Source organism: Pseudomonas sp. AC083, assembly GCF_979253165.1.
On the sequence record NZ_CEEDDH010000009.1, the window covers coordinates 135,270 to 160,729 of the forward strand.

Consider the following 25,460-nt stretch of genomic DNA (forward strand, 5'->3'; position numbering starts at 1 on the left):
GAAGGCTGCGATCTTTTGATCTTTTAGCGTTGAACCACGCGCATCTGGCTCTGTTCTTTCGGCAACACGCGCTTGGCGACGACGTAATGCTTTTCCCAGTACGGCTTGTTCAGCGTGTCGATGCTCACCGCTTTGCCCCGGCGCGGGGCGTGGATGAAGCGGTCGTTGCCCAGGTAGATGGCAACATGGTTGACCCGACGGCTCTTGATGTTGAAGAAAATCAGATCGCCCGGCTTCAGATCCTTGCGCTCGACTTTCTCGCCGTGACCGCTGGCCATGGCATTGGAGGTGCGTGGCAGGTCGAAAGTAGCGTCGTTGAACGCGTATTTCACCAGACCGCTGCAATCGAAGCCTTTACTTGGGCTGCTGCCGCCCCAACGATAAGGTGTACCGAGGACGTTTACCGCACGGCTCAGCACATTGCTGCTTTCCTTGCTCGCCATCGGTGGCACCAGCTTGCTGCGGCTCTTGCTGCTCAGCGTGGTGGTCTTGCTCTTGCTGCTTTTGCTCGAGGGAGCCGAAGCATGGGATTTCGGGGTGAAGCCGTTGACGTTGGGAAGACGTTGCTCACGATTGGTGGCGTGGGCGGCCAGTGGCATTAATAGGCAAATAGTCAGCCATGTCTTGAAAAATGGTCGCATTAGGCGTGGCTCATAAGTGATAGCGCGCAACTTTATAACAGCTTTTTTTGCCGTTCCGAGGCCGTTCATCGATTCATTCCGCCGGCTACGGAACCAAAAACGCTAAAAAAGTACGCAATTGTCCGACAGAAGTCAGGTTCTACAAGGGTTTCGCGCTAGCAACGGTAACATTTGCCATACGTCGGCCACCTGTAAAAAAGTCACAAAGAAATGAAGAATATTTATCTATCGAGTGCAATGAGGTCTTAATGAACAGCTATCAGCTCCCCCGCGTGAAAGAAAAAGACACTCACAGCAAAGTCATCGGCTACCTGCTGTGGATTTTCGGATTCACCGGCGCGCACCGCTTTTATTACGGCAAGCCGGTGACCGGAACGATCTGGTTCTTCACCTTCGGTTTGCTGGGGATTGGCTGGCTGATCGACCTGTTCCTGATCCCAGCGATGGATCGCGAGGCCGACCTGCGCTTTGCCGCCGGGCCGATCGAGTACAACGTCGCGTGGATTCTGCTGACTTTCCTCGGTGTGTTCGGCGTGCACCGGATGTATCAGGGCAAATGGATCAGCGGCCTGCTGTATCTGCTGACCGGCGGGTTGTTCTTTATTGGCGTGCTGTATGACTTCTGGACGCTGAACGATCAGGTGTCGGTGCGCAACGCGCAGAATCGCGGCGCCTTCCAGTAAATAGTGGCGAGGGGATTTATCCCCGTTGGGCCGCGAAGCGGTCCTGAATCCGAGAACGCGGTGGATTTGTTCCACCGCGTGCAATGGCTTCGCGACTGCTACGCAGCCGAACGGGGATAAATCCCCTCGCCACAATCTCCCTCAGCAGCAGGTCATGCCTGGTGGGTGATCCGCCCATCCACCAGCGTATAGCGCACCACGCCCGGCAGACTGTGCCCGATGAACGGGCAGTTCTCGCCCTTCGACAGCCAGTGTTCACCGGCCACCGTCGAAGACTTCGGATCGAACAGCACGATATCCGCCGCACCGCCTACCGCCAGTTTTCCCGCCGGCAGACGCAGTGCTTCGGCCGGGCCTGCGCTCAGACGCGCCAACAGCGTCGGCAAGTCGAGCAAACCATCCTCGACCAGGGTCATTGCCAAGGGCAGCAGCAACTCAACACTGCTGATGCCCGGCTCGGTGGCGCCGAACGGGGCCAGTTTGGCGTCACGCTCGTGGGGCTGGTGATGGCTGGAGATGGCCGAGACCACCCCGGATTTCACCGCTTCACGCAGACCATCGCGGTCGGCACGGGTGCGCAGCGGTGGTTGCACGTGATAAAGGCTGTTGAAGTCGATCAGCGCTTCGTCAGTCAGGATCAGCTGATACAACGCAACATCCGCCGTTACCTTCAAGCCACGGGCCTGCGCCTGAGCAATCAGCGCCACACCCCGTGCACTGGTCAGCTGGCTGAAATGCGCACGCACGCCGGTCTGCTCGACCAGCAGCAGATCGCGAGCAAGCGCCACGGTTTCGGCGGTTTCCGGAATACCCGGCAGACCCAGGAAACTGGCGACCGCGCCTTCGTGGGCGAGACCGCCCTCAGCCAGATCGTGATCCTGCGAGTTGAAGATCACCGTCAGGTCGAAAGTCGCCGCGTATTCCAGCGCCCGGCACAGGGTGCGGCTGTTGCGGAAGCTCTCCAGACCGTTGCCGAACGCCACGCAACCGGCGTCGCGCAGGGCCACCAGTTCGGCCAGTTGCTCGCCATCGAGACCTTTGCTCAGCGCGCCGATCGGGAACACCTTGGTGTTGCCGGCTTCGCGGGCGCGGTCGAGGATCAGTTCGGCCACAGCGGAGGTGTCGAGCACCGGTTTGGTCTTCGGCGGGCAGCACAGGCTGGTCACGCCACCGGCAGCGGCGGCGCGGGTTTCGCTGACGATCGAGCCTTTGCGGCTGTAGCCCGGCTCGCGCAGGGCAACATTGAGGTCAACCAGCCCCGGTGCGGCGACCAGACCTTGGGCATCGATGGTTTCTACTGCGCTGAAACCGGCCGGTGCGGCGCCGAGGGCGACGATCTTGCAGGCTTCAACGTGGATGTCGGTGATTTGATCCAGGCCGCTGCTGGGATCAATGACGCGTGCGCCGAGAATGCTGAGCTTCACTGGGCGTTCTCCTGCTCGAATTGACGTTGCGCAGTCTGCCCGCTCATGGCCATGGACAGCACTGCCATACGAATCGCGATGCCGTAGGTCACTTGATTGAGGATCACCGAGTGCGGGCCGTCGGCCACCGCCGACTCGATCTCCACGCCACGGTTGATCGGCCCCGGGTGCATGACGATGCAATCGGGTTTGGCCCCGGCCAGACGTGCGGTGGTCAGGCCGAACAGGCGGTAGAATTCGCCTTCGCTGGGCAGCAGGCCGCCGGTCATGCGCTCGCGCTGCAGGCGCAGCATGATCACCACGTCGACGTCTTTCAGGCCTTCAGCCATGTCGGTGTAGACCTTGACGCCGTATTGCTCGATGCCGATCGGCAGCAGGGTTTTCGGCGCGATCACGCGGATGTCCGGGCAGCCGAGGGTCTTCAGCGCGAGCATGTTCGAGCGCGCCACCCGCGAATGCAGGATGTCGCCGACGATCGCTACCGAAAGGTTTTCGAAACCGCCCTTGTGCCGACGGATGGTGAGCATGTCGAGCATGCCCTGGGTCGGGTGCGCATGCCGGCCGTCGCCGCCGTTGATGATCGCCACTTGCGGGCAGACATGCTCGGCGATGAAGTGCGCCGCGCCCGAGTCGCCGTGGCGGACGACGAACATGTCTGCGGCCATCGCTTCAAGGTTGCGCAGGGTATCGAGCAGCGTTTCGCCCTTGCTCGCCGACGATGTCGACACGTTGAGGGTGATCACGTCTGCCGACAACCGTTGGGCCGCCAGTTCAAACGTGGTGCGGGTGCGCGTGGAGTTTTCGAAGAACACGTTGCACACGGTCTTGCCGCGCAGCAACGGAACTTTCTTCACCGCCCGGGCACCGACTTCAAGGAACGAGTCGGCAGTGTCGAGGATTTCCGTCAGCAACTCGCGGCGCAGGCCGTCGAGCGAGAGGAAGTGGCGCAGCTGGCCCTGATCATTGAGCTGCAGCGGGCGCTTGGTATCTAGAGGCGTCATCGCGAGGGGGACTCTCAATAGGGCGGATTAAAGGGTGACGTCTTGCAGTTCGAGCGTCAGCGGCTCGGGGCCGGACAACTTGACCCGCTGGTTGCCGGCCAGGGTCAGGGTGGCGCCGACCACGTTCGGGCGGATCGGCAACTCGCCGGCGTCCAGGTCCAGCAGGCAGACCAGGGTGACGCTGGCCGGGCGGCCGTAATCGAACAGTTCATTCATGGCGGCGCGAATGGTCCGACCGCTCATCAGCACGTCGTCGATCAGCACCAGATGCTGGCCTTCGATCTCGAAGGGCAGGGCGGACGGGCGCACTTGCGGGTGCAGGCCGTTCTGGCTGAAGTCGTCGCGGTAGAAGGACACATCCAGCGTGCCCAGTGGCGCATCGCTGGCCAGTTCCTTGAGCAGCGCCTGCGCGACCCAGATGCCGCCGGTGCGGATGCCGATGTAACGCGGTTCGCTGATGTCACGCTGGGCAAGGTGCGCCTTGAGGCGGGTCGCCATCTGGCTGATCAGATCGGCGGGATTGGGCAGGCTCATGGTTGCTCCTTCGTGATTCCGCGCTGCGTCCTCCCGGACGAAGCTCGGTTTATAACCAAAAGAAAAGCGCCGAAGCGCTTGTCAGGATTCAAACAATGCAGTGTTTTCATCGAGCCAGCCCTGCAGCAGCAGGGCAGCGGCGATGGCGTCCACCGGGTTGTCGCGGTAACTGCCTTTCTGCCCGCCACGCACCAGTCGCTCGCCCTTGGCTTCGAAAGTGGTCAGGCGTTCGTCGTGGGTATAGAAGGGCAGGTTGTAGCGGCCGTTGAGGCGGCGGGCGAATTTCTCCGCGCGTACGCACATCTCACTGGGTGTGCCGTCCATGTTCAACGGCAGGCCGACCACTACGGCGTCGGGTTTCCATTCTTTTATCAGCGCTTCGACCTGATCCCAGTTCGGCACGCCATTCTGTGCTTTGAGGGTGCACAGCTCGCGGGCCTGGCCGGTGATGACCTGGCCGACCGCGACGCCGATCTGTTTGGTGCCGTAGTCGAAGCCGAGAATCAGGCGCAGGGCCATCAGGCGTGACCCGCCTGGCTGGTGAGCAGATTGAGATCGATGCCCAAGTGCCGCGCCGCCGCTTCCAGGCGCAATTCGCTGCGGGTGTTGAAGAGTATGTCGGCGTTGAACGGGCAGGTCAGCCAGGCGTTGTCGGCCAGTTCGGCTTCCAGTTGCCCGGCTTCCCAACCGGCGTAACCGAGGGTGATCAGGCTCTGCGCGGGGCCGACGCCGTCAGCGATGGCGAACAGCACGTCCTGCGAAGTCGACAGGGCCAGGTCGCCGTCCAGTTGCGCGGTGGCCTGGAAGGTCTGGCCCGCCGGGTGCAGGACAAAACCGCGATCGGTCTGCACCGGCCCGCCGATGAAGATCGGCACATCCTGGCAACGCGCCGGCGGCTCGATGTCCGGGCGCAGCTGTTCGAGGATGTCGGCCAGGTTCAAGTCTTGCGGCCTATTGACCACCAGCCCCATCGCGCCATTGGCCGTGTGCTCGACGATGTAGGTCAAGGTGTGGGCAAAGTTCGGGTCGGCCATGTGTGGCATGGCGATCAGGAAGTGATGCTTGAGGTAGCTGGGGCTGACGTTTTTCATGAGCGCTAGTGTGGCGTTCGAGGGGCGAACTGACAAGCTGGAGATGCTGACAACACAATTCCAATGTGGGAGCGAGCCTGCTCGCGAATGCGGTGGATCAGTCACATTAATATTGAATGACACACCGCATTCGCGAGCAGGCTCGCTCCCACAGGGTTTGAAGGGTCTTTAATTGCTTGAGAGCTTGTCACCCCGGGCAAATTTCCAGGTGCGGATGATTTCCAGGCGGTCGATGTCCGACAGATCGCCGGTAAACGGTGCAAACGGCGCGGCCAGGCGGACGATGCGCTGCGCCGCCTGATCGAGCAGCGGCTGGCCGGAGGATTCCAGCACCAGCACTTCATACAGCGAACCGTCGCGGTTGATCGAGACCATCAGGCGCAAATTGCCGTAGATCTGCTTGCGTCGGGCTTCTTCGGGGTAGTTGAGGTTGCCGATGCGCTCAACCTTCTTGCGCCAGTCGTCCTTGTACCAAGCGCCCTTGTCGCGCATGGTCGAGGCCGCGCTCAAGCGGTGGATGCGCGGGCGCTTGGCGTACAGCTGTTGTTCCTTGGCCAGCTCCGCCTCGAGACTGGCGATGTCGCTGGACAACTGCGAGCTGTCGAACACCGGCGCGTCGACGGTCGGTTTGACTTCGGTTTTGCTTTCTTCTTTCTTGGTCGGCGCCTTTTTCGGTTTCGGCGCGACGGTGGTCACCGCTGCCTTCGGGGCGGCTTCCTGCACGACTGGCTTGGCGGCGGGCGGCGGGGTGACCTTTTTGACCTGATTGTCCTGGAACGGCGCGACTTCGGTGGTCTTGGGCAGGGCTTTCTTGTCCAGCGTGCCGCTGCCTTCCTGGTTTTCCTGAGCGAGAAAATCTGCCTTTTCCGGCTTCTTCTCGGCCTTGAAGGTGGCCAGGGTGATTTCCAGGGTTTTGCTGATCTGCTGCGGCTCGACCATGGTGAAGCCGACGCCGAGCAGGAGCGCCAGGTGAATCAGCGCCGCGAGAAACAGGGTAAAACCGAGGCGATCGGCCGGGCGCACGCCACGATGGGCGAGTTCAGCGGGCAGATCGGACGGCAGAGTCATCGTAGAAAAACCAACATCGCGTTTTTTGGGCTCGGCATGATAACGCAATGTTGGTTTTTAGCTGCAAGCTACGAGCTTCAAGCGACAAGCTGCATAGGGGCAGCTTCAAGCTTCAAGCTTCAAGCTGACGCGGGCCGGCTTCAAGCTTGTGGCTTGCGGCTCGAAGCTTGCAGCTGCTTTTCGATAGCATCCATCAGCATCCCGCCGATATCAGTGCCGAACGCATTGTCGATTTCGCGGATGCAGGTCGGGCTGGTGACGTTGATTTCGGTCAGGTGCTCGCCGATCACGTCGAGGCCGACGAACAGCAGGCCTTTCTCGCGCAGGGTCGGGCCGACCTGGGCGGCGATCCAGCGATCCTTTTCGGTCAGCGGACGTGCTTCGCCACGGCCACCGGCGGCGAGGTTGCCACGGGTTTCGCCCATGGCCGGGATCCGCGCCAGGCAGTAATCCACCGGCTCGCCATCGATCATCAGGATGCGCTTGTCGCCATCGACGATCGCCGGCAGGTAGCCCTGAATCATGATTTGCTGCTTGCCGTGCAGAGTCAGGGTTTCGAGGATCACCGAGAGGTTCGGGTGGCCGGCGGTGTGGCGGAAGATCGACGAACCGCCCATGCCGTCCAGCGGTTTGAGGATCACGTCACCATGATGGTCGGCGAACTGACGCAATACGTCCGGGCGGCGGCTGACGATGGTCGGCGGCGTGCACTGCGGAAACAGCGTAGCGAACAATTTTTCATTGCAGTCGCGCAGGCTCTGCGGCTTGTTCACCACCAGCACGCCAGCGGCTTCGGCCTGTTCCAGCAGATAAGTGGAATAGACGAATTCCATGTCGAACGGCGGATCCTTGCGCATCAGGATCACGTCCAGGTCGCTCAGCAGCTTGTCCTGTTCGGCGTCCAGTTCGAACCATTTGTCCGGGTTGGCGAAGACTTTCAGCGGGCTCATCCGCGCCCGCGCCTGGCCTTCGGCCTGATACAGGTCTTTCTGTTCCATGTAGAACAGTTCCCAGCCACGCTTCTGCGCGGCCAGCAGCATGGCCAGCGAGCTATCCTTTTTATAGGAGATGCTGGCGATAGGGTCCATGACAATCCCGACGCGAACGCTCATTGGGTTTTCCTCGAAATTTGGCTACCGGATCGGTATTGAAAAAGTGCCGCCAGAGTGGCGCCGGGCGGGTTTCGGGTCAAGGAAAAACCCGTCGATAGATTGCATCTGGAGACTGTGCTAAAAAGGCTGGCAGATCGCGCCGCCCCATGGGTTTCAAGGGTTTCAGGCCATTATTCACAGCAAAACGGACAATTTGATTCGCAAAGGCGACGGTAGAACCCTCTTATGGAACAGCAGTCCAGCGCCTTGAAGGTCATGGTGATCGACGACTCGAAAACGATTCGCCGCACCGCCGAAACATTGTTGAAGAATGTCGGTTGCGAAGTGATCACCGCCATCGACGGTTTCGATGCGCTGGCGAAGATCGCCGACCACCATCCCGGAATCATCTTCGTCGACATCATGATGCCGCGTCTGGACGGTTATCAGACCTGCGCCCTGATCAAGAACAACAGCGCCTTCAAGGCGACGCCGGTGATCATGCTGTCGTCCAGGGACGGTCTGTTCGACAAGGCCAAGGGGCGGATTGTCGGCTCTGATCAGTTTCTGACCAAGCCGTTCAGCAAAGAAGAACTGCTCAACGCGATCCAGGCCCATGTTCCGGGCTTCGCCGCCGTTTTGCCGCAGTAAGACACGCACAGTGACGCTCGGCCAGCGGGCCGGCAGTCGACCAGAAAAATGGGGAAGACCATGGCACGTATCCTGATCGTCGATGATTCGCCGACTGAAATGTACAAACTCACCGGCATGCTCGAAAAGCACGGCCATGAAGTGCTCAAGGCCGAGAACGGCGCCGACGGCGTGGCCCTGGCCCGTCAGGAAAAACCCGACGCGGTGCTGATGGACATCGTCATGCCCGGCCTCAACGGTTTTCAGGCGACCCGTCAGCTGACCAAGGATGCCGACACGGCGCACATCCCAGTGATCATCATCACCACCAAGGATCAGGAAACCGACAAGGTCTGGGGCACCCGCCAGGGCGCCAAGGATTACCTGACCAAACCGGTCGACGAAGACACCCTGATCAAGACCCTGAACAACGTACTCAACGGCTGATCGCGCGATCATGAACGAATCGCTGACCGCGTTCGAACTGCTCTGGCAGATCGACCAGCGCTGCCGCCTGCTGGCAGCCGACCTGCCGTCGCAAGCGGCGCGCCCGGATCGCTGGAGCGGCATCGGCTTTCGCCTCGGCGAGCATTGGTATGTGGCGCCGATGGGCGAAGTCAGCGAAGTCCTGCATGAACCGCGCTTCACCCAGTTGCCCGGGGTCAAGCCGTGGGTCAAGGGTGTGGCCAATCTGCGCGGGCGGCTGCTGCCGATCATGGACCTGTGCGGCTTCTTCGGCCATGAACTGTCGCCGCTGCGCAAACAGCGGCGGGTATTGGTGGTGGAGCATGAAGACGTGTTCGCCGGGGTAATGGTCGACGAAGTCATCGGCTTGCAGCATTTCGACCAGGGCAGTTTCGAGCCGCTGTCGATCAGCAAGCGTCAGGGCTCCAAGGCCGAATTCGTCAAAGGTTATTTCCGCCGTGAACAGAACTGGCGGGTGTTCAGCCTGTTTGCACTGGCCAGGTCTCCGGTGTTCATGGGTGTGGCTCTATAGCAGGAACAACACAGAACCCATTGGGTGGAATGGGCCATGTGATCAGGAAAATTGTGGGTCAGACAGACCTGTGGCGAGGGGATTTATCCCCGATGGTTGGCTAAGCCGACCCAAGACCTGTATTTGAGATGTAGCCGATACGACTCAGGTTTTTGGGGCCGCTGCGCGACCCATCGGGGATAAATCCCCTCGCCACAAAATTTCTTCATCATGAGGTTGCTTCCCACAGGGATTGCAGCAGGCCTCAAAGGTGTGGGTTAAGGCGAGGACCGATGACAAAAGCAAAAACAGGCAAGTCGGCAGAAGCATCGCGCAGTCGCGCGCAGATCATCGTGCTGTTTATCGCACTGATCGTGTTCATCATGCTGCTGTTCGCCAACTTCGCGTACCTCAACACCCAGGCGAACTACGACAAGCAGTACATCGGCCATGCCGGCGAACTGCGGGTGCTCTCGCAACGCATCGCCAAGAACGCCACCGAAGCGGCGGCGGGCAAGGCGGCCGCCTTCAAACTGCTCAGTGATGCGCGCAACGATTTTGCCCAGCGCTGGGGTTACCTGAAAAAGGGTGACCCGAACACCGGCCTGCCACCGGCACCCGTCGCCGTGCGCCCGGAAATGCGCGCGGTGCAAATGGATTGGGAACGCCTGCTGAAAAACACCGATGCGATCCTCAGCAGCGAACAGACCGTGCTGTCGCTGCATCAGGTCGCCGCAACGCTGGCCGAAACCGTGCCGCAGTTGCAGATCGAATACGAAAAAGTCGTGGAAATCCTGCTCCAGCGCGGCGCCCCGGCGGCGCAGGTGGCGATGGCGCAACGGCAGTCGCTACTGGCTGAACGCATTCTTGGCGCGGTCAACACCGTGCTCGCCGGTGACGAAAACTCGCAGCAGGCCGCCGATGCCTTTGGTCGTGATGCCGCGCGTTTCGGTCTGGTGCTCAACGGCATGTTGCAGGGCAACCCGGCGCTGAAAATCAGCCAGGTCGAAGACCGCGACGCCCGTGCGCGTTTGAGCGAAATCTCCGAGCTGTTCCAGTTCGTTTCCGGCTCCGTGGATGAAATCCTCGAAACTTCGCCAGAGCTGTTCAAGGTGCGCGAATCGGCGAGCAACATCTTCACCCTCTCGCAAACCCTGCTCGACGAAGCCTCGCATCTGGCCACCGGGTTCGAGCACCTGGCCGGCGGGCGCAACACCGACACCATTGGCGGCTATGTGCTGGGCTTGCTGGCGCTGGCCTCGATCATCCTCATCGGTCTGGTCATGGTCCGTGAAACCAATCGCCAATTGCGTGAAACCGCCGAGAAGAACGAGCGCAACCAGAACGCGATCATGCGCCTGCTCGACGAAATCGAAGACCTCGCCGATGGCGACCTCACCGTGACCGCTTCGGTGACCGAAGACTTCACCGGCACCATCGCCGACTCGATCAACTATTCCGTCGACCAGTTGCGCGATCTTGTGGCGACCATCAACCTCACCGCCGGCCAGGTTGCCGCTGCGGTGCAGGAAACCCAAGCCACCGCCATGCACCTGGCCCAGGCCTCGGAGCAACAGGCGCAGCAGATTTCCGAAGCCTCGACAGCCATCAGCGACATGGCCGAGTCCATCGATCAAGTCTCGGCCAACGCTGCCGAATCGTCGGCGGTGGCCGAGCGTTCCGTGGAAATCGCCAACAAAGGCAACGAGGTGGTGCACAACACCATCCACGGCATGGACAACATCCGCGAACAGATTCAGGACACAGCCAAGCGCATCAAGCGCCTCGGCGAGTCGTCCCAGGAAATCGGCGACATCGTCAGCCTGATCGATGACATCGCCGACCAGACCAACATCCTCGCCCTCAACGCAGCGATCCAGGCATCGATGGCCGGTGATGCCGGGCGCGGTTTTGCCGTGGTTGCCGACGAAGTGCAGCGGCTGGCCGAGCGTTCGTCCGCCGCGACCCGGCAGATCGAAACCCTGGTGCGGGCGATTCAGGCCGACACCAACGAAGCGGTGATTTCCATGGAGCAGACCACCACCGAAGTGGTGCGCGGCGCGCGACTGGCGCAGGATGCCGGTGTGGCCCTGGAAGAAATCGAAGGCGTGTCCAAGACCCTCGCGGCTTTGATCCAGAGCATTTCCAACGCGGCGCAACAGCAGACGTCTTCGGCCGGGCAGATCTCGCTGACGATGAACGTGATCCAGCAGATCACGTCGCAGACTTCGTCGGGGTCCACGGCCACCGCCGAGAGCATCGGCAACCTGGCGAAAATGGCCAGTCAGTTGCGCCGTTCGGTGTCCGGTTTCACCTTGCCGGCGGCGACAGATAAAGCGTGAGTGGAGTGGTTATGGGTGATCGGCACGACTACGTGGCCCTGGAATGGGTCAAGGGCGAAATTGCCGAAACGCTGAAGCTGGCGCATCAGGCGATCGAAGCCGTGCTCGACGATCCGCAGGCCTTCCCCGGTCTGGACGAGTGCCTGGCGTACATTCATCAGGTCCACGGCAGTCTGCAAATGGTCGAGTTCTACGGCGCAGCGTTACTGGCCGAAGAAATGGAGCACTTGGTCGAAGCCCTGCAACATGATCGTGTACCGCACCGCGACGAAGCCTTGCACCTGATGCTGCAAGCCTTGGGGCAATTGCCGCTTTACCTCGACCGCGTGCAGAGCGCCCGCCGCGACCTGCCGCTGGTGGTGCTGCCGCTGATCAACGATCTGCGCAGCGCTCGCGGTGAAAGCCTGCTGGCGGAAACCAGCCTGTTCAGCCCGCCACTGCCCGAGCTGGCGCCGCTCGGCGACGAGGCACTCGCCGCGCTGGAACCGCCCGATCTGCCGAACGTACTGCGCAAATTGCGGCAGATGCTGCAAATGGCTCTGGTCGGTCTGCTGCGGGAACAGGACGACCAGACGCACCTTGGCTATCTGGCCAAAGTCTTCAGCCGTCTCGAAGCGCTGAGCGGCGACGCGCCGTTGAGCCCGTTGTGGCAGGTCGCCTCGGCGTTGGTCGAGGGCATGCGCGAGGGCGTCATCGCCAACAGTCCGGCGCTGCGCAGCCTGTTCAAGGACGCCGACCAAGAGCTCAAGCGCCTGCTCGAGCAGGGCATCGTCGGGCTCAATCAACCGGCGCCGGCCGAGCTGCTGAAAAGCCTGTTGTTCTATATTGCCAAAGCCGAACATCCCACCGGGCAGATGCTGACCATGAAAGATCACTACTCCCTGGACGACGCGTTGCCCGACAGCGCGATGGTCGATGAAGAACGCGCGCGCCTCGCCGGCCCCGACCGCGATGCCATGCGCTCGGTGCTGGCGGCGCTGTGCGAAGAGCTGGTGCGGGTCAAGGAGCGCCTCGATCTGTTCGTGCGCAGTGACCGCCAGCACGCTTCGGATCTGGACAGCCTGCTCGCGCCGCTGCGACAGATCGCCGACACCCTCGCGGTACTGGGTTTCGGCCAGCCGCGCAAAGTCATCATCGACCAACTGGCAGTGGTGCTCAGCCTCGCCCAAGGCCAGCGCGAACCGAACGACGCGATTCTCATGGACGTCGCCGGGGCCTTGCTCTACGTCGAAGCGACGCTGGCCGGCATGGTCGGCACGGTGGAGACGCAAAGCGCCGAAGACGCGCGCCTGCCGACCACCGACCTGACGCAGATCCATCAGATCGTGATCAAGGAAGCGCGCATCTGCCTACAACAGGCAAAGGACATGATCGTCGACTACATCGACGCCGATTGGGACCGCCAGCATCTGCAATCGCTGCCCGAACTGCTGACGCAGGTGCGCGGCGCGCTGGCGATGATTCCGCTGGCCCGCGCAGCGAGTCTGGTCGAGGCCTGCAACGGTTTCATTCGCGAGCATTTGATGCTCGATGATCATGAGCCGGGCTGGGAACAACTCGATCATCTGGCTGATGTGATCAGCAGCCTCGAGTATTACCTCGAACGCCTGAGCGACGACCCGCAGGCGCCCGCCGAGCATCTGCTCGATGTCGCGCAGAACAGCCTCGCCAACCTCGGCTTCTTCGCCAACGAGCAGCCCGGCGAAGCGCAGGTGCCGGTGCTCGATGAGGTGCTCAGCCCCAGCGAAGCGCAGCTCATGCAGGATCTGCAAGCGCTCGACGACCCTGACGTCGTGCAGTCGCTGGCCGAAGTGCTGGCCAGCCCGCTGTCGGCGCTCAACCCGCCGGCGCGCAACAGCCCCGACAGCCTGATGCCGCCGCCAGCGGATGAAGAACCGGTCGACGATGAACTGCGCGAAGTGTTCCTCGAAGAGACCGACGAAGTCCTCGCGGTCCTCCACGAATACCTGCCGCGCTGGACCGCCAATCCCCAGGACCGCGCCGCGCTGACCGAACTGCGCCGGGCTTTCCATACCTTGAAGGGCAGCGGGCGCATGGTCCGCGCGTTGGTCCTCGGCGAACTGGCCTGGGCCGTGGAAAACCTGCTCAACCGCGTGCTCGAACAAAGCGTCGAGCCCGGCGCGGTGCTGCGCCAATTGCTCGGCGACACCGTGTTGCTGCTGCCCGAGCTGATCAACGAATTTGCCACCCAGCGTCAGCGCCAGCGCAACGATGTCGACCAACTCGCCGCCCGCGCCCACGCGTTGGCCAAAGGCGATGAACCGCTGGCTGCCGAAGACACCGACGACGTCGCCGCGCTTGATCCGCTGCTGCTGGAAATCTTCCGCAAAGAAGCCGAGACCCACCTCGCCAGCCTCAACCGTTTCCTCGATCAGGCCGCCGAACAGGTGCCGTTGCCGGCCAGCGACGAACTGCAACGGGCGCTGCACACGCTCAAGGGCAGTGCCTCGATGGCCGGCGTATTGCCGATGGCCGAACTGGCGGCTTCACTGGATCAACTGGCTCGCGAGTTCAAGGCGCATCAGTTGCCGCTGGATCTGGACGAGGTCGAATTGCTGCTCGAAGCCGAGGGCTTGTTCCGCGTCGGCCTGCGCCAGCTCAAACACGATCCGCTGGCGCCGATTGTCGGTGCGCAGTCGCTGATCAAGCGCACCGAGGCGCTGCTCGCCGAGCGCCTGCAAGCCAGCACCGATGGCGCTGACAGCGGCCTGCGCCTCAAGCGCGATCCGCAACTGATCAACAACTTCCTCGCCCAAGGCATGGACATCCTCCTCGACGCCGAAAACCTTTTGCAGCGCTGGCAGCAGCACCCCGGCGAACGCCAGGAACTCAGCGCCTTGCTCGATGAGCTGACCACTCTGGGCGAAGGCGCGCATCTGGCCGATCTGCAGGCGGTCGATGGCCTCTGCGAAGCCTTGCTCGACCTGTATGGCGCGGTGGAAGAAAGCAGCCTGGCGGTCAGTGAGCGGTTTTTCCACGAAGCGCAACTGGCCCACGAAGCGCTGATCAACATGCTCGACGAACTCGCTGCCGGCCAGGAAATCACCGCGCAACCGGAGCGGATTCGGGCCTTGCAGGAACTGCTCGACGAAGGCCTCGACCCGGCGTCGATGGGCCTGATCCGCAGCGATGGCAGCCGCACCCTGGACATTCGCGAGCTGGGCAGCGCCACCGCGCAATTGCAGCAATCGGTTGCCGCCCTCGAGCCGGACGACGAAATCGTCGAAATCTTCCTCGAAGAGGCGGTGGACATTCTCGACAGCGCCGGGCAAGCCTTGCAGCGCTGGCGCAAGGACCCGGACAACGCCGCGCCGCTGTCGTCATTGCAGCGCGACTTGCACACGCTGAAGGGCGGCGCGCGCATGGCCGAGGTCGAGGCCGTCGGCGACCTCGCCCAGGAACTGGAAAATCTCTACGAAGGGCTGGTCGATCGACGCTACAACCACAGCGCTGCGCTCGAAGGTTTGTTGCAGCGCAGTCATGAGCGGTTGGCGCTGATGCTGGAGCAACTGCAAGCGCATCAAGCGCTGACCCCGGCGCAAGATCTGATCGACGCGATCCGTCAGTTGCGTCAGGGCCAGGCCGCCAGCGAATCTGCCCCCGCAGCGGTCGAACACGACAACGCCGGGCATGATCCGGAGTTGCTGGAGATCTTCCTCGAAGAAGGCTTCGACATCATCGAAAGCTCCGGCGCCGCGCTGTTGCGCTGGCAGGCCGAGCCGGGCAACCGTCAGGAAATCGAAACCCTGCTGCGCGATCTGCACACCCTCAAGGGCGGCGCGCGGATGGTCGAAATCGGCCCGATCGGCGACCTCGCCCATGAGCTGGAATTTCTCTACGAAAGCCTTTCCACCGGTGCGCTGCAACCGTCCGCCGAACTGTTCGCGCTGGTGCAGCGCGGCCATGACCGACTGGCGCAAATGCTCGATGGCGTGCGCGCCGGGCAACCTTGCCCGCCGGCCGATCGGCTGATCAGCGCGATCCAGAATTTCAGCCATCCGGCGCAGGTTGAAACGCCGCAGGCGCCAGCTCCCGTGGTCAAACCTGAGGCAGCGCCACCCGCCGCCGATGCTGGCGCAGACATGGTCAAGGTCTCGTCCGAGCTGCTCGATGAATTGGTCAACCTGGCCGGAGAAACCTCGATCTTTCGTGGGCGGATCGAGCAGCAAGTCAACGATGCGCAGATTGCCCTCAACGAGATGGAAACCACCATCGAGCGCATGCGCGATCAGTTGCGCCGCCTCGACACCGAAACCCAAGGGCGCATCCTCAGCCGCCAGCAAGTCGATGGCGAACGCCTCGGTTATGAAGACTTCGATCCGCTGGAAATGGACCGCCATTCGCAGCTTCAGCAACTGTCGCGGGCGCTGTTCGAATCCGCCTCGGACCTGCTCGACCTGAAGGAAACCCTCGACCGCCGCAACCACGACGCGGAGAACCTGTTGCAGCAACAGGGGCGGATCAACACCGAGCTGCAGGAAGGCCTGATGCGTACGCGCATGGTGCCGTTCGAACGCATGGTGCCGCGTCTGAAACGCATCGTGCGGCAGGTCGCCGAAGAGCTGGGCAAGGATGTCGCATTCGTCGTCGGCAACGCTGATGGCGAGATGGATCGCAACGTGCTGGAGCGCATGGCCGCGCCGCTGGAACACATGCTGCGCAATGCCGTCGACCATGGCCTGGAATCCACCGAGGTGCGGCTGGCGGCGGGTAAACCGGCGCAAGGGCAGATCACCCTCGATCTGTCGCGCGAGGGCGGCGACATGGTTTTCGACATCCGCGATGACGGCGCCGGTGTGCCATTGGAAGCCGTGCGGCGCAAGGCGATCAAGCGCGGTCTGCTGGCGCCCGACGCCGAGATCAGCGACCGCGATGTGTTGCAGTTCATTCTCCAGCCGGGTTTCTCCACGGCGGAAAAGATCACCCAGATTTCCGGGCGTGGCGTCGGCATGGACGTGGTCCACGAAGAAGTGCGTCAGCTGGGCGGCAGCATGAGCATCGATTCGGTGCCGGGGCAGGGCGTGCATTTCCGCATTCGCCTGCCGTTCACCGTGTCGGTCAACCGCGCGCTGATGGTGCAGTGCGCTGAGGATCAGTACGCGATTCCGCTGAACACCATCGAAGGCATCGTGCGCGTGTTGCCGAATGATCTGGAAGGGCACTTCCGTCAGGATCCGCCGAGTTATCAATACGCCGGCCAGCGTTATGAGCTCTGTTATATCGGTGAGCTGTTGAAGACTGCGCCACGGCCAAAACTGCTCGGGCAGAACCTGCCGTTGCCGGTGCTGCTGGTGCATTGCAACGACCGCCATGTTGCGGTGCTGGTCGACGCCATGGCCGGCACTCGCGAGATCGTGGTCAAGAGCCTCGGCGCGCAGTTCGCGGCGGTGCAGGGCGTGTCGGGGGCGACGATTCTCGGCGATGGCCGGGTGGTGCTGATTCTGGATCTGCTCGCACCGATCCGGGCGATGCAGGCGCGCCTGGCGCAGGAACCGACGGCCACGGAGATCGACAGCGAGCCGCACAAGCCGCTGCTGATCATGGTCGTCGATGACTCGGTGACGGTGCGCAAGGTCACCAGCCGTTTTCTCGAACGCCACGGCATGAACGTGCTCACCGCCAAGGACGGCGTCGATGCGATGCTGCTGCTCGAGGAGCACATGCCCGACCTGATGCTGCTCGACATCGAAATGCCGCGCATGGACGGCTTCGAAGTCGCCACCCAGGTGCGCGCCGACGAACGCCTGCGCCACTTGCCGATCATCATGATCACCTCGCGCACCGGGCAGAAACACCGCGACCGCGCCATGGCCATCGGCGTCAACGACTACCTCGGCAAGCCGTATCAGGAATCGGTGTTGCTGGAGAGCATCGCCCAGTGGAGCAAGAAACATGCATGAGCACCGGCACAACCCGCGCACCAGTCAGCTCACCGGGCTGTTGCTGCCGCTGGCCGATCGCAACCTGATCCTGCCCAATGTCGCCATCGCCGAGCTGATCGACTACCAGGCCAGCGCCTTCGATCTCGACACGCCGCCGTGGTACCTGGGCCGGGTAACGTGGCGCGAGCGGCAGATTCCGTTGATCAGTTTCGAATCGGCCTGCGGGCAGAAAATCGTCATCGGCGAACGGGCGCGGATCGTCATTCTGAATGCGCTGGGCGGCTTGCCCGAGCTGAGATTCATCGCCCTGTTGGTGCAGGGGATTCCTCGGTCGTACAAGCTCGACAGTCAGTTGAGTTATGTCGATGTGCCGTTGTGTGCGCTGGAACAGGCGGCGGTGCAGGTGGGCGAGCAGGTGGCGAAGGTGCCGGATTTGTTGGGGCTGGAGAAGTTGTTGGTGGAGGCGGGATTGGCCCGCTGATCCAAGGCTTTCGATGTTTTGGATGACCTCTTCGCGAGCAGGCTCGCTCCCACAGGTGTGTACACCGGGCAACCTCTGTGGGAGCGAGCCTGCTCGCGAAAGCGCCAGTCGCATCACCTCAATCCCACAGGTGGATCCTCAATTCCTGTAGCTCAATAAACACCAATCCGTACCTGTGTTTAAAGACACCCGGTGTTACGCCGCACCAACCTACAAATCCTTGCGCCGCTGCCTACGCATGCACCAGAATCCGCCGGCTTGTGCGCCCAGGGCATGCTGCGTAACTTGGATCGGGTCACTGATTCCCAGTGATCGGGTTTAGTAGCCCGCGGTAATTCAGCTGGTCGTGCATTCATCACAGGTGTTCCGCATCTGAGCTTGATGGTGGCTGTACGTAGGGCGCTTCGGCGCGCCGGCTTAAGCTGAGTTCCCCGGTCTACTAACCTGCGTACAGTCGCCTCCCTTTCGTTTAGTAGCCAAGGGGTTGGCGCTCAACAACGGGAACACAGCTCATGTTCAAAGTAACGCCAAACCCGCCGACCAAAGACCCGGCATCGCCCTACCAATCCCCCGACTCAAAGAAATTTCACGACGCCGCCGAGCGTGCCCTCGACCATTACCTCGGCCCGCCCAGCGCTGACTTCATGGCCCCGCCGTACACCCCCAACACGCTGTACATGGCCAACCCCGAAGCCGACACCGAGTCCTTGCTGGCCGACGCCTGTGAAACCCTTGGTTCGGCGACAGTCATGTTGCACAACCACGCCGCCTCGGTGGACGGCTCACAGCGCAAGACCCTGCAGGGCATCGCGCAGATTGTCATGGTGGCGGAGATGGCGGTGAACCGCGTGCTGGACAAAATGGTGCCAACCGACTGAGCGAATGCGCTGAGGCGACTGGCCTCTTCGCGAGCAGGCTCGCTCCCACAATTGGAATGCGTTCCCCTTGTACGAGCTGCGGCACGCTGCGATCTTTTGATCTTGATTCTGAAAATCAAAAGATCGCAGCCTCGTTTCACTCGACAGCTCCTACAGGAGCTTCAGCTTGTCCGTTACTCTCAGCGTAATGATTCACCACCCAGCTTGATTGATGCCCTCATCACACACGCCTAACTTGGCTCCACGACAGCGAACCCGTGGAGTGAGCATGACAACAACAATTTCCCCCGACTCGCGCTGGACGCGGCGGCGTGACGAGAAGCAGCGCCGGCTCGACAAGGTGCGCGGGCTGGCCGATGGCGCGGTGCTGCCCAGCGACAAGATCGTCGCCGCGCTCGAAGCGCTGATCCATCCCGGCGACCGTGTGGTGCTGGAGGGCAACAACCAGAAGCAGGCGGATTTCCTCTCGCGTTCGCTGGCCAAGGCCGACCCGGCCAAGCTCCACGATCTGCACATGATCATGCCCAGCGTCGGCCGCTCCGAACACCTTGATCTGTTCGAACGCGGCATCGCCCGCAAGCTCGATTTCTCCTTCGCCGGCACGCAAAGCCTGCGCATCAGCCAGTTGCTCGAAGATGGCTTGCTCGAAGTCGGCGCCATTCACACGTACATCGAACTCTACGCCCGCCTCGTCGTGGACCTGATCCCCAACGTTGTGCTCTCGGCCGGTTTCATGGCCGACCGCGCCGGTAATATCTACACCGGCCCGAGCACCGAAGACACTCCCGCACTGATCGAGCCGGCGGCGTTCAGCGATGGCATCGTCATCGTCCAGGTCAACCAATTGGTCGATGACGTCAGCGAACTGCCCCGCGTGGACATTCCCGCTTCATGGGTCGATTTCGTCGTGGTCGCCGACAAGCCGTTCTACATCGAACCGCTGTTCACCCGCGACCCACGGCACATCAAGCCTGTGCACGTGCTGATGGCGATGATGGCGATTCGCGGGATCTACGAAAAACACAACGTGCAGTCGCTCAACCATGGCATCGGTTTCAACACCGCCGCCATCGAACTGATCCTGCCGACCTACGGCGAATCCCTCGGGTTGAAGGGCAAGATCTGCCGCAACTGGACGCTCAATCCGCACCCGACGCTGATCCCTGCGATCGAAAGCGGCTGGGTCGAGAGCGTGCATTGCTTCGGTACCGAACTGGGCATGGAAAACTACATCGCCGCTCGGCCGGATGTGTTCTTCACTGGCCGCGACGGTTCGCTGCGCTCCAACCGCATGGTCTGCCAACTGGCCGGGCAATACGCGGTGGATCTGTTTATCGGCGCGACGTTGCAAGTCGACGGCGACGGCCATTCCTCAACGGTGACTCGGGGCCGTCTCGCCGGTTTCGGTGGTGCGCCGAACATGGGTCACGATCCGCGCGGCCGCCGTCACGGCACTCCGGCGTGGCTGGACATGCGCCACGCCGATGGGCCGCAACCGATGCTCGAACGTGGCAAGAAACTCGTGGTGCAAATGGTCGAGACCTTCCAGGAGGGCGGCAAACCGACCTTCGTCGAAACCCTCGACGCCGTGGAGGTGGCGAAGAAAAGCGGCATGCCGCTGGCGCCGATCATGATCTACGGCGACGACGTTACCCACCTGCTCACCGAAGAAGGCATCGCCTACCTGTACAAGGCGCGCTCGCTGGAAGAGCGGCAGGCGATGATCGCAGCGGTTGCCGGGGTTACCGCCATCGGCCTGCGCCACAACCCGAAAGACACCGAACGCATGCGCCGCGAGGGCCTGATCGCCCTGCCCGAAGACCTCGGCATCCGCCGCACTGACGCCACGCGCGAATTGCTCGCGGCGAAAAGCGTGGCCGATCTGGTCGAGTGGTCCGGCGGCCTGTACAACCCGCCCGCCAAATTCAGGAGCTGGTAATGCACGCATTCAACCTGCAAGCGAAACCGCTTTCTCTGGCTGACCGCTTGGCCGATCTGGCAGTGGACGCGTTGATCGACGAAGCCGATCTGTCGCCGAAACCGGCGCTGGTCGACCGTCGTGGCAACGGCGCGCACACCGATCTGCACCTGGGCCTGATGCACGCGTCGGCGTTGGCCTTGTGGCCGGCATTCAAGGAATTGGCCGAGGCCGCGCTGGAGATCGGCGAAGTCGGTGTGCCGTTGCGCGAAGCGATTGGCCGCATCGGTCGCGAGGGCGAACAAGCCATGCTCGTGACCACCAACGGCGTCAACACCCATCGCGGTGCGATCTGGGCGTTGGGACTGTTGGTGACGGCCGCCGCGCTGCAACCGAAATCCATCGCCCTGTGCGCCGCCCGCCTGGCACTGCTCGACGACCGCTACGCACCGACACCACTCAGCCACGGCGCACAAGTTGCCCAGCGTTACGGCGCACGCGGTGCTCGCGAGGAAGCGCAACTGGGCTTCCCGTCCGTGTTGCAACGCGGCTTGCCGCAACTGCACAAAAGTCGCGCCAACGGTCACGGCGAACAGAACGCCCGGCTCGATGCATTGCTGGCGATCATGACCGAGCTGGCCGACACCTGCGTGCTCTACCGCGCCGGGGAAACGGGCCTGCACGCCATGCAGGCCGGCGCGCAAGCGGTGCTCGATGCCGGTGGCAGCGCCAGCCTCAGCGGTCGTCGGCGCCTGCACGAACTGGATCAACAACTCATCGCATTGAATGCCTCGCCCGGTGGGGCCGCCGACCTGCTCGCCGCCACGCTGCTGCTCGATCGTATCGAGCGCGATGGCATCTCTCAGGGAGCGTTTTGATGGAAAACCTATCGTTTGAATTCCCCGCCGGGCAGCCGCCACGCGGGCGTGCGCTGGTCGGCTGTGTCGGCTCGGGGGATCTGGAAGTGCTGATCGAACCGGGTCTGGCCGGCAAACTGACGATCAACGTGCAGACCTCGGTCAACGGCGCGCAGCAGCGCTGGCAGCACCTGTTTGCGCGGATGTTCGACGGCACCACGCCACCGGCGATGGCCATCGATATCCATGATTTCGGCGCGACGCCGGGGGTGGTGCGCTTGCGTCTGGAACAGGGTTTCGAGGAGATCGACCATGACTGACAGCGCAGCGTTGCTCAACAAACACAGCTTCGTCGAACTCGGCGCGCGGCAGCGGGCGCAAGCCTTGCTCGACGCCGGGACCTTTCGCGAACTGCTCGATCCGTTTCAACGGGTCATGTCGCCGTGGCTCGAGCGCCAGGGCGTGGTGCCGCAGGCCGATGACGGGGTGGTGATCGCCAAGGGCAGCCTCGACGGTTTGCCGGTGGTCATCGCAGCGATTGAAGGTGCGTTTCAGGGCGGCAGCCTTGGCGAAGTCGGCGGGGCGAAGATTGCCGGTGCGCTGGAACTGGCCGCCGAAGACAACCGCAACGGTATCGCCACCCGCGCCGTGTTGCTGCTGGAAACCGGCGGCGTGCGCTTGCAGGAAGCCAATCTAGGGCTGGCGGCGATTGCCGATATTCACGCGGCGATTGTCGATTTGCAGCAATACCAACCGGTGGTCGGCGTGGTCGCCGGCAGTGTCGGTTGCTTCGGCGGCATGTCGATCGCCGCCGCGCTGTGCAGTTATTTGCTGGTGACCCAGGAAGCACGTCTCGGCCTGAACGGCCCGCAAGTGATCGAGCAGGAAGCCGGGATCGAGGAATACGACTCCCGCGACCGGCCCTTCATCTGGAGCCTGACCGGCGGCGAACAGCGTTTCAACACCGGACTGGTGGACCGTTATGTCGTCGATGACGTGGCGCAGATTCGTCAGCAGGTTGGCGAATTGCTCCAGCAAGGCTTGCCGGCACAGCCGCGCAGTCAACGCGCCGGGTGGTTCCTGCAACGCCTCGGCAAGCTGAGCACTAACCTGCAAATCGAACCGTCAGTGGTTCGCGATCTGTATCAAGGAGAGCGCTCATGAGCGGTTATTCATTGCGCGGTTTGCACTGGTTCAATGCGCTCAGCGCTGGCGCCAGTGTCGTCGAAGGTTTGCCACCGTCGTTGAAAGTCGCCGACGCTGAGCTCGGCAGGTTTATCGCCGTGGTCGCCGACCCGGACAATCGTTTTCCCCGCGCCCGCAATGGCGAGGTCGGTCTGCTCGAAGGTTGGGGGCTGGCCAAGGCTGTGGATGACGCGATCAGCGCCGACCGCGACAGCGCACAGAAGCGCCCGATCATCGCCATCGTCGATGTGCCGAGCCAGGCGTATGGCCGCCGCGAAGAAGCCCTCGGCATTCATCAGGCCCTGGCCGGCGCGGCGGACGGTTATGCCCGTGCGCGTCTGGCCGGGCATCCGGTGATTGCGCTGCTGGTGGGCAAGGCCATGTCGGGTGCATTTCTCGCCCACGGTTATCAGGCCAATCGCCTGATTGCTTTGCGCGATCCGGGTGTGATGGTGCACGCGATGGGCAAGGCCTCGGCGGCGCGGGTGACATTGCGCAGTGTCGAGGAACTGGAGGCGCTGGCGTCGAGCGTGCCGCCGATGGCCTACGACATCGACAGCTACGCCAGCCTCGGTCTGCTCTGGGAAACCCTCTCGGTGCAGCAGATTGAACAGCCGACAGAGGAAGATCTGACGCGCGTGACTGAGTGCCTCAAGCAAGCGATCAGCGATGTGACCAGCACTGATTTGAAAGGGCGCCTTGGTGCGAGTAATCGTGCCGCTTCCAGCAAAGTCCGCGAATTGCTGAGGGCGCAGTGGTGAACCTGCCCCTGGCCCACGATCTGCTCTGGGGCATGACCCCGGCGCAGTTGCCGGCGGATGCGCCAGCGTGGGCGATCGCGGCGCTGGCGGCCGGGCAACCGGTGGTGGTGCGGCGGGCCTTGAGCGAGGAAGGTCTGGTCGCGGTCGGCGTTCGTGGTGTGTTGCGCGAGCAGCGGCTGGCGGCGTTTATGCCGCTCGATTCGATTGCCTGTCGGGTCAGTCCCGAAGCCCTTTGTCATGTTGAGTGCGAGCGAGATCTGCCAGTGATGCAGGGGCTCCAACAACTGCGGCCGATGCTCGATGACTGCGGTTGGGTCTGGGGTGTAAGCGGCAGTGTCGGGTTTGAATTGGCCAGTGGTTTTGCAGCGATGCACGCGGCCAGTGATCTCGATCTGATTCTGCGTGCGCCGCAGATGATCACGCGCAATCAGGCATGCAAACTCGTGGAGCCTTTCGATCAGGCTGTGTGCCGGGTCGACATGCAATTGCAGACCCCATTCGGCGCTGTGGCCTTGCGTGAATGGGCCAGCGGTTCGGCCCGAGTGCTGCTGAAAAATGCGCATCAGGCTGCATTGGTGACGAATCCGTGGCACCCGCAGGAGCAGGCAGCGTGAGCAGTCTGCTGGTGTTCCCCGGCCAGGGCGCGCAGCAAGCGGGCATGCTCCAGCGTTTGCCTCGGGAAACGCTGATCGAGGCCAGTGATGTGCTGGGCGAAGATGTTGCGCTGCTGGATTCAGCCGAGGCATTGCGCACGACCAGAGCGGTGCAGCTGTGCCTGCTGATCGCCGGTGTCGCTGCTTCGCGGCAGTTATTGCAGGATGGACTGACTGCGGATTACGTCGCCGGCCTGTCCATCGGCGCCTACCCGGCAGCAGTGGTGGCGGGAGCCTTGAGTTTCAGCGATGCGCTGCATCTGGTCAGCCTGCGCGGTGAGCTGATGCAGCAGGCTTATCCACAGGGCTACGGCATGACCGCGATCATCGGCTTGCAGTTGTCCACCGTCGAAACCCTGCTGGCGCAAGTGCACAGCGAAGATGCGCCGGTGTATCTGGCCAACATCAACGCCGATAACCAAGTGGTGATTGCCGGCAGCGACAAGGCCATGCACGCGGTGGCCGAACTGGCGCGCAGTCGCGGCGCCGGAGTGGCGAAGCGGCTGGCGGTGAGCGTGCCGTCGCATTGCCCATTGCTGGAAAAACCGGCGCAGGCGCTTGCCGAGGCCTTCGCCAAGGTTGAACTGAAGAACCCGAAAATCACTTATCTGAGCGGCAGTCGCGCAAGGCCTGTTGCCAAAGTCGAAGCGCTGCGTGACGACCTCGCTTTCAACATGTGCCGCGTGGTGGACTGGCGCGGCACCGTGCAAAGCGCCTACGAGCGCGGCGTGCGTCTACAGATCGAACTGCCGCCCGGTGCGGTGCTGACCGGGCTGGCGCGCCGGGTGTTCGAGCAGGGCACCGTCACTGCCTTCGACAGTGCCCGCCTCGATACCCTGCAAGCGCTGTTGCGCGAGGAGGGTGGCCGCCAACTCTAAAACCGCCGCGACTCAAGCTTCGAACAACAAAAACAACATTCGACGATGCACTTTGAGGACTACAACAATGATTATTTACGGTGTGGCATTTCTCGCCTTTTGCACGCTGGTCGGTATCTGGGTCGGTGAACTGCTCGGCAAGCTGATCGGCGTGCCGGCCAACGTCGGCGGTGTCGGCATTGCGATGCTGCTGTTGATCGGCCTGGGCAGCTATCTCTACAAGAGCGGCTGGCTCAAGGGCAAGACCGAGCAGGGCGTGGAGTTCTGGAGCGCGATCTACATTCCCATCGTGGTCGCCATGGCCGCGCAGCAGAATGTCTACGGTGCGCTGAAGGGCGGGCCGATGGCGATTCTTGCCGGCACCCTCGCCGTAGTGATCGCTTTTGCCTTGGTGCCGGTGCTGACGCGCATGGGCAACAAGCAAGAAACGCCGATTGCTCCTGCCAAGACTGCGGGGTAATCGCC

Annotated in this window: 24 protein-coding genes; 16 read left to right on the forward strand and 8 right to left on the reverse strand. The window is 62.5% G+C overall.

The genetic code is table 11. The features are described from left to right. Nucleotides 1-23: 23 nt before the first annotated feature. The gene (locus AC0IXA_RS15390; protein ID WP_341638106.1) at nt 24-641 is read right to left on the reverse strand and encodes a C40 family peptidase; all 618 of its coding nucleotides are present in this window, start codon (nt 639-641) and stop codon (nt 24-26) included. 248 nt (nt 642-889) lie between these two features. On the opposite strand from AC0IXA_RS15390, the gene AC0IXA_RS15395 reads away from it, so the two are divergent. Then, nucleotides 890-1,324, forward strand: a complete 435-nt coding sequence (locus AC0IXA_RS15395; RefSeq protein ID WP_016772734.1) for an NINE protein — start codon at nt 890-892, stop codon at nt 1,322-1,324. A gap of 152 nt (nt 1,325-1,476) precedes the next feature. Here AC0IXA_RS15395 and AC0IXA_RS15400 read toward each other — a convergent pair whose 3' ends face one another. The 7 genes from AC0IXA_RS15400 to gshB form a co-directional block, all read right to left on the reverse strand. Further along, nucleotides 1,477-2,748: a dihydroorotase gene (locus AC0IXA_RS15400; RefSeq protein ID WP_071172226.1), complete on the reverse strand. Its 1,272-nt coding sequence runs from the start codon at nt 2,746-2,748 to the stop codon at nt 1,477-1,479. After that, entirely contained in the window at nt 2,745-3,749 is a 1,005-nt protein-coding gene (locus AC0IXA_RS15405) for an aspartate carbamoyltransferase catalytic subunit (protein ID WP_016772736.1), read from the reverse strand. The genes AC0IXA_RS15400 and AC0IXA_RS15405 overlap by 4 nt, the downstream gene beginning before the upstream one ends. Nucleotides 3,750-3,776: 27 nt before the next feature. Next, the gene (gene pyrR / locus AC0IXA_RS15410) at nt 3,777-4,283 is read right to left on the reverse strand and encodes a bifunctional pyr operon transcriptional regulator/uracil phosphoribosyltransferase PyrR (protein WP_024014655.1); all 507 of its coding nucleotides are present in this window, start codon (nt 4,281-4,283) and stop codon (nt 3,777-3,779) included. Between the two features lie 81 nt (nt 4,284-4,364). Next, nucleotides 4,365-4,802 carry a Holliday junction resolvase RuvX gene (gene ruvX / locus AC0IXA_RS15415; protein ID WP_016772738.1) on the reverse strand — a complete coding sequence of 146 codons (438 nt, stop codon included), beginning with the start codon at nt 4,800-4,802 and terminating at the stop codon, nt 4,365-4,367. Continuing rightward, the gene (locus AC0IXA_RS15420) at nt 4,802-5,374 is read right to left on the reverse strand and encodes a YqgE/AlgH family protein (protein WP_016772739.1); all 573 of its coding nucleotides are present in this window, start codon (nt 5,372-5,374) and stop codon (nt 4,802-4,804) included. The genes ruvX and AC0IXA_RS15420 overlap by 1 nt, the downstream gene beginning before the upstream one ends. 168 nt (nt 5,375-5,542) lie before the next feature. Continuing rightward, nucleotides 5,543-6,442 (reverse strand): energy transducer TonB, encoded by a 900-nt coding sequence (locus AC0IXA_RS15425; RefSeq protein ID WP_039757551.1) that lies wholly within the window; start codon nt 6,440-6,442, stop codon nt 5,543-5,545. 140 nt (nt 6,443-6,582) lie between these two features. Beyond that, entirely contained in the window at nt 6,583-7,554 is a 972-nt protein-coding gene (gene gshB / locus AC0IXA_RS15430) for a glutathione synthase (protein WP_042606571.1), read from the reverse strand. Nucleotides 7,555-7,779: 225 nt separating this feature from the next. Here gshB and pilG point away from each other — a divergent pair, with 225 nt between their 5' ends. The 15 genes from pilG (at nt 7,780) to madL (ending at nt 25,455) form a co-directional block, all read left to right on the forward strand. Then, nucleotides 7,780-8,184 carry a twitching motility response regulator PilG gene (pilG, locus tag AC0IXA_RS15435; RefSeq protein WP_016772743.1) on the forward strand — a complete coding sequence of 135 codons (405 nt, stop codon included), beginning with the start codon at nt 7,780-7,782 and terminating at the stop codon, nt 8,182-8,184. Between the two features lie 60 nt (nt 8,185-8,244). Next, nucleotides 8,245-8,610: a twitching motility response regulator PilH gene (gene pilH, locus AC0IXA_RS15440; RefSeq protein ID WP_016772744.1), complete on the forward strand. Its 366-nt coding sequence runs from the start codon at nt 8,245-8,247 to the stop codon at nt 8,608-8,610. Nucleotides 8,611-8,620: 10 nt separating this feature from the next. After that, complete coding sequence (locus tag AC0IXA_RS15445; protein ID WP_341638105.1) at nt 8,621-9,160, forward strand: chemotaxis protein CheW; 540 nt, start codon at nt 8,621-8,623, stop codon at nt 9,158-9,160. 272 nt (nt 9,161-9,432) lie between these two features. Further along, nucleotides 9,433-11,481, forward strand: coding sequence for a methyl-accepting chemotaxis protein (locus tag AC0IXA_RS15450; RefSeq protein WP_041476807.1), 2,049 nt, complete (start codon nt 9,433-9,435; stop codon nt 11,479-11,481). Between the two features lie 11 nt (nt 11,482-11,492). Continuing rightward, a complete protein-coding gene (locus tag AC0IXA_RS15455; protein WP_471813775.1) occupies nt 11,493-17,402 on the forward strand; it encodes a hybrid sensor histidine kinase/response regulator in 5,910 nt (1,969 codons plus the stop codon). Beyond that, nucleotides 17,395-17,865: a chemotaxis protein CheW gene (locus tag AC0IXA_RS15460; RefSeq protein ID WP_076564430.1), complete on the forward strand. Its 471-nt coding sequence runs from the start codon at nt 17,395-17,397 to the stop codon at nt 17,863-17,865. The genes AC0IXA_RS15455 and AC0IXA_RS15460 overlap by 8 nt, the downstream gene beginning before the upstream one ends. Before the next feature lie 512 nt (nt 17,866-18,377). Continuing rightward, nucleotides 18,378-18,743 carry a DUF6124 family protein gene (locus AC0IXA_RS15465; protein ID WP_471813777.1) on the forward strand — a complete coding sequence of 122 codons (366 nt, stop codon included), beginning with the start codon at nt 18,378-18,380 and terminating at the stop codon, nt 18,741-18,743. A 268-nt stretch (nt 18,744-19,011) separates the two neighbouring features. Then, nucleotides 19,012-20,682 carry a malonate decarboxylase subunit alpha gene (gene mdcA, locus AC0IXA_RS15470; RefSeq protein WP_016772750.1) on the forward strand — a complete coding sequence of 557 codons (1,671 nt, stop codon included), beginning with the start codon at nt 19,012-19,014 and terminating at the stop codon, nt 20,680-20,682. Continuing rightward, nucleotides 20,682-21,539: a triphosphoribosyl-dephospho-CoA synthase gene (locus AC0IXA_RS15475; RefSeq protein ID WP_125925446.1), complete on the forward strand. Its 858-nt coding sequence runs from the start codon at nt 20,682-20,684 to the stop codon at nt 21,537-21,539. The genes mdcA and AC0IXA_RS15475 overlap by 1 nt, the downstream gene beginning before the upstream one ends. Then, complete coding sequence (locus AC0IXA_RS15480) at nt 21,539-21,838, forward strand: malonate decarboxylase subunit delta (RefSeq protein ID WP_125925447.1); 300 nt, start codon at nt 21,539-21,541, stop codon at nt 21,836-21,838. The genes AC0IXA_RS15475 and AC0IXA_RS15480 overlap by 1 nt, the downstream gene beginning before the upstream one ends. Further along, complete coding sequence (locus tag AC0IXA_RS15485; protein ID WP_471813780.1) at nt 21,831-22,682, forward strand: biotin-independent malonate decarboxylase subunit beta; 852 nt, start codon at nt 21,831-21,833, stop codon at nt 22,680-22,682. Before AC0IXA_RS15480 ends, AC0IXA_RS15485 begins: the two co-directional genes overlap by 8 nt. Further along, nucleotides 22,679-23,464 (forward strand): biotin-independent malonate decarboxylase subunit gamma, encoded by a 786-nt coding sequence (gene mdcE / locus AC0IXA_RS15490; protein WP_122603370.1) that lies wholly within the window; start codon nt 22,679-22,681, stop codon nt 23,462-23,464. Before AC0IXA_RS15485 ends, mdcE begins: the two co-directional genes overlap by 4 nt. Then, nucleotides 23,458-24,078 (forward strand): malonate decarboxylase holo-ACP synthase, encoded by a 621-nt coding sequence (locus AC0IXA_RS15495; protein ID WP_471813782.1) that lies wholly within the window; start codon nt 23,458-23,460, stop codon nt 24,076-24,078. Before mdcE ends, AC0IXA_RS15495 begins: the two co-directional genes overlap by 7 nt. After that, entirely contained in the window at nt 24,075-24,995 is a 921-nt protein-coding gene (gene mdcH, locus AC0IXA_RS15500) for a malonate decarboxylase subunit epsilon (RefSeq protein WP_471813784.1), read from the forward strand. The genes AC0IXA_RS15495 and mdcH overlap by 4 nt, the downstream gene beginning before the upstream one ends. A gap of 67 nt (nt 24,996-25,062) precedes the next feature. Continuing rightward, nucleotides 25,063-25,455 carry a malonate transporter subunit MadL gene (gene madL, locus AC0IXA_RS15505; protein ID WP_016772756.1) on the forward strand — a complete coding sequence of 131 codons (393 nt, stop codon included), beginning with the start codon at nt 25,063-25,065 and terminating at the stop codon, nt 25,453-25,455. The last annotated feature ends 5 nt before the right edge of the window (nt 25,456-25,460 follow it).

Bases quoted from the DNA above. Each gene is read 5' to 3' on its own strand.
- pyrR (WP_024014655.1), bottom strand. From the start codon at position 4,283: ATGAGCCTGCCCAATCCCGCCGATCTGATCAGCCAGATGGCGACCCGC.
- AC0IXA_RS15480 (WP_125925447.1), top strand. From the start codon at position 21,539: ATGGAAAACCTATCGTTTGAATTCCCCGCCGGGCAGCCGCCACGCGGG.
- AC0IXA_RS15475 (WP_125925446.1), top strand. From the start codon at position 20,682: ATGCACGCATTCAACCTGCAAGCGAAACCGCTTTCTCTGGCTGACCGC.
- AC0IXA_RS15420 (WP_016772739.1), bottom strand. From the start codon at position 5,374: ATGAAAAACGTCAGCCCCAGCTACCTCAAGCATCACTTCCTGATCGCC.
- mdcA (WP_016772750.1), top strand. From the start codon at position 19,012: ATGACAACAACAATTTCCCCCGACTCGCGCTGGACGCGGCGGCGTGAC.
- AC0IXA_RS15405 (WP_016772736.1), bottom strand. From the start codon at position 3,749: ATGACGCCTCTAGATACCAAGCGCCCGCTGCAGCTCAATGATCAGGGC.
- AC0IXA_RS15445 (WP_341638105.1), top strand. From the start codon at position 8,621: ATGAACGAATCGCTGACCGCGTTCGAACTGCTCTGGCAGATCGACCAG.
- AC0IXA_RS15465 (WP_471813777.1), top strand. From the start codon at position 18,378: ATGTTCAAAGTAACGCCAAACCCGCCGACCAAAGACCCGGCATCGCCC.
- AC0IXA_RS15450 (WP_041476807.1), top strand. From the start codon at position 9,433: ATGACAAAAGCAAAAACAGGCAAGTCGGCAGAAGCATCGCGCAGTCGC.
- madL (WP_016772756.1), top strand. From the start codon at position 25,063: ATGATTATTTACGGTGTGGCATTTCTCGCCTTTTGCACGCTGGTCGGT.
- AC0IXA_RS15390 (WP_341638106.1), bottom strand. From the start codon at position 641: ATGCGACCATTTTTCAAGACATGGCTGACTATTTGCCTATTAATGCCA.
- AC0IXA_RS15485 (WP_471813780.1), top strand. From the start codon at position 21,831: ATGACTGACAGCGCAGCGTTGCTCAACAAACACAGCTTCGTCGAACTC.
- pilG (WP_016772743.1), top strand. From the start codon at position 7,780: ATGGAACAGCAGTCCAGCGCCTTGAAGGTCATGGTGATCGACGACTCG.
- AC0IXA_RS15425 (WP_039757551.1), bottom strand. From the start codon at position 6,442: ATGACTCTGCCGTCCGATCTGCCCGCTGAACTCGCCCATCGTGGCGTG.
- pilH (WP_016772744.1), top strand. From the start codon at position 8,245: ATGGCACGTATCCTGATCGTCGATGATTCGCCGACTGAAATGTACAAA.
- AC0IXA_RS15395 (WP_016772734.1), top strand. From the start codon at position 890: ATGAACAGCTATCAGCTCCCCCGCGTGAAAGAAAAAGACACTCACAGC.
- gshB (WP_042606571.1), bottom strand. From the start codon at position 7,554: ATGAGCGTTCGCGTCGGGATTGTCATGGACCCTATCGCCAGCATCTCC.
- AC0IXA_RS15455 (WP_471813775.1), top strand. From the start codon at position 11,493: ATGGGTGATCGGCACGACTACGTGGCCCTGGAATGGGTCAAGGGCGAA.
- ruvX (WP_016772738.1), bottom strand. From the start codon at position 4,802: ATGGCCCTGCGCCTGATTCTCGGCTTCGACTACGGCACCAAACAGATC.
- mdcE (WP_122603370.1), top strand. From the start codon at position 22,679: ATGAGCGGTTATTCATTGCGCGGTTTGCACTGGTTCAATGCGCTCAGC.
- AC0IXA_RS15460 (WP_076564430.1), top strand. From the start codon at position 17,395: ATGCATGAGCACCGGCACAACCCGCGCACCAGTCAGCTCACCGGGCTG.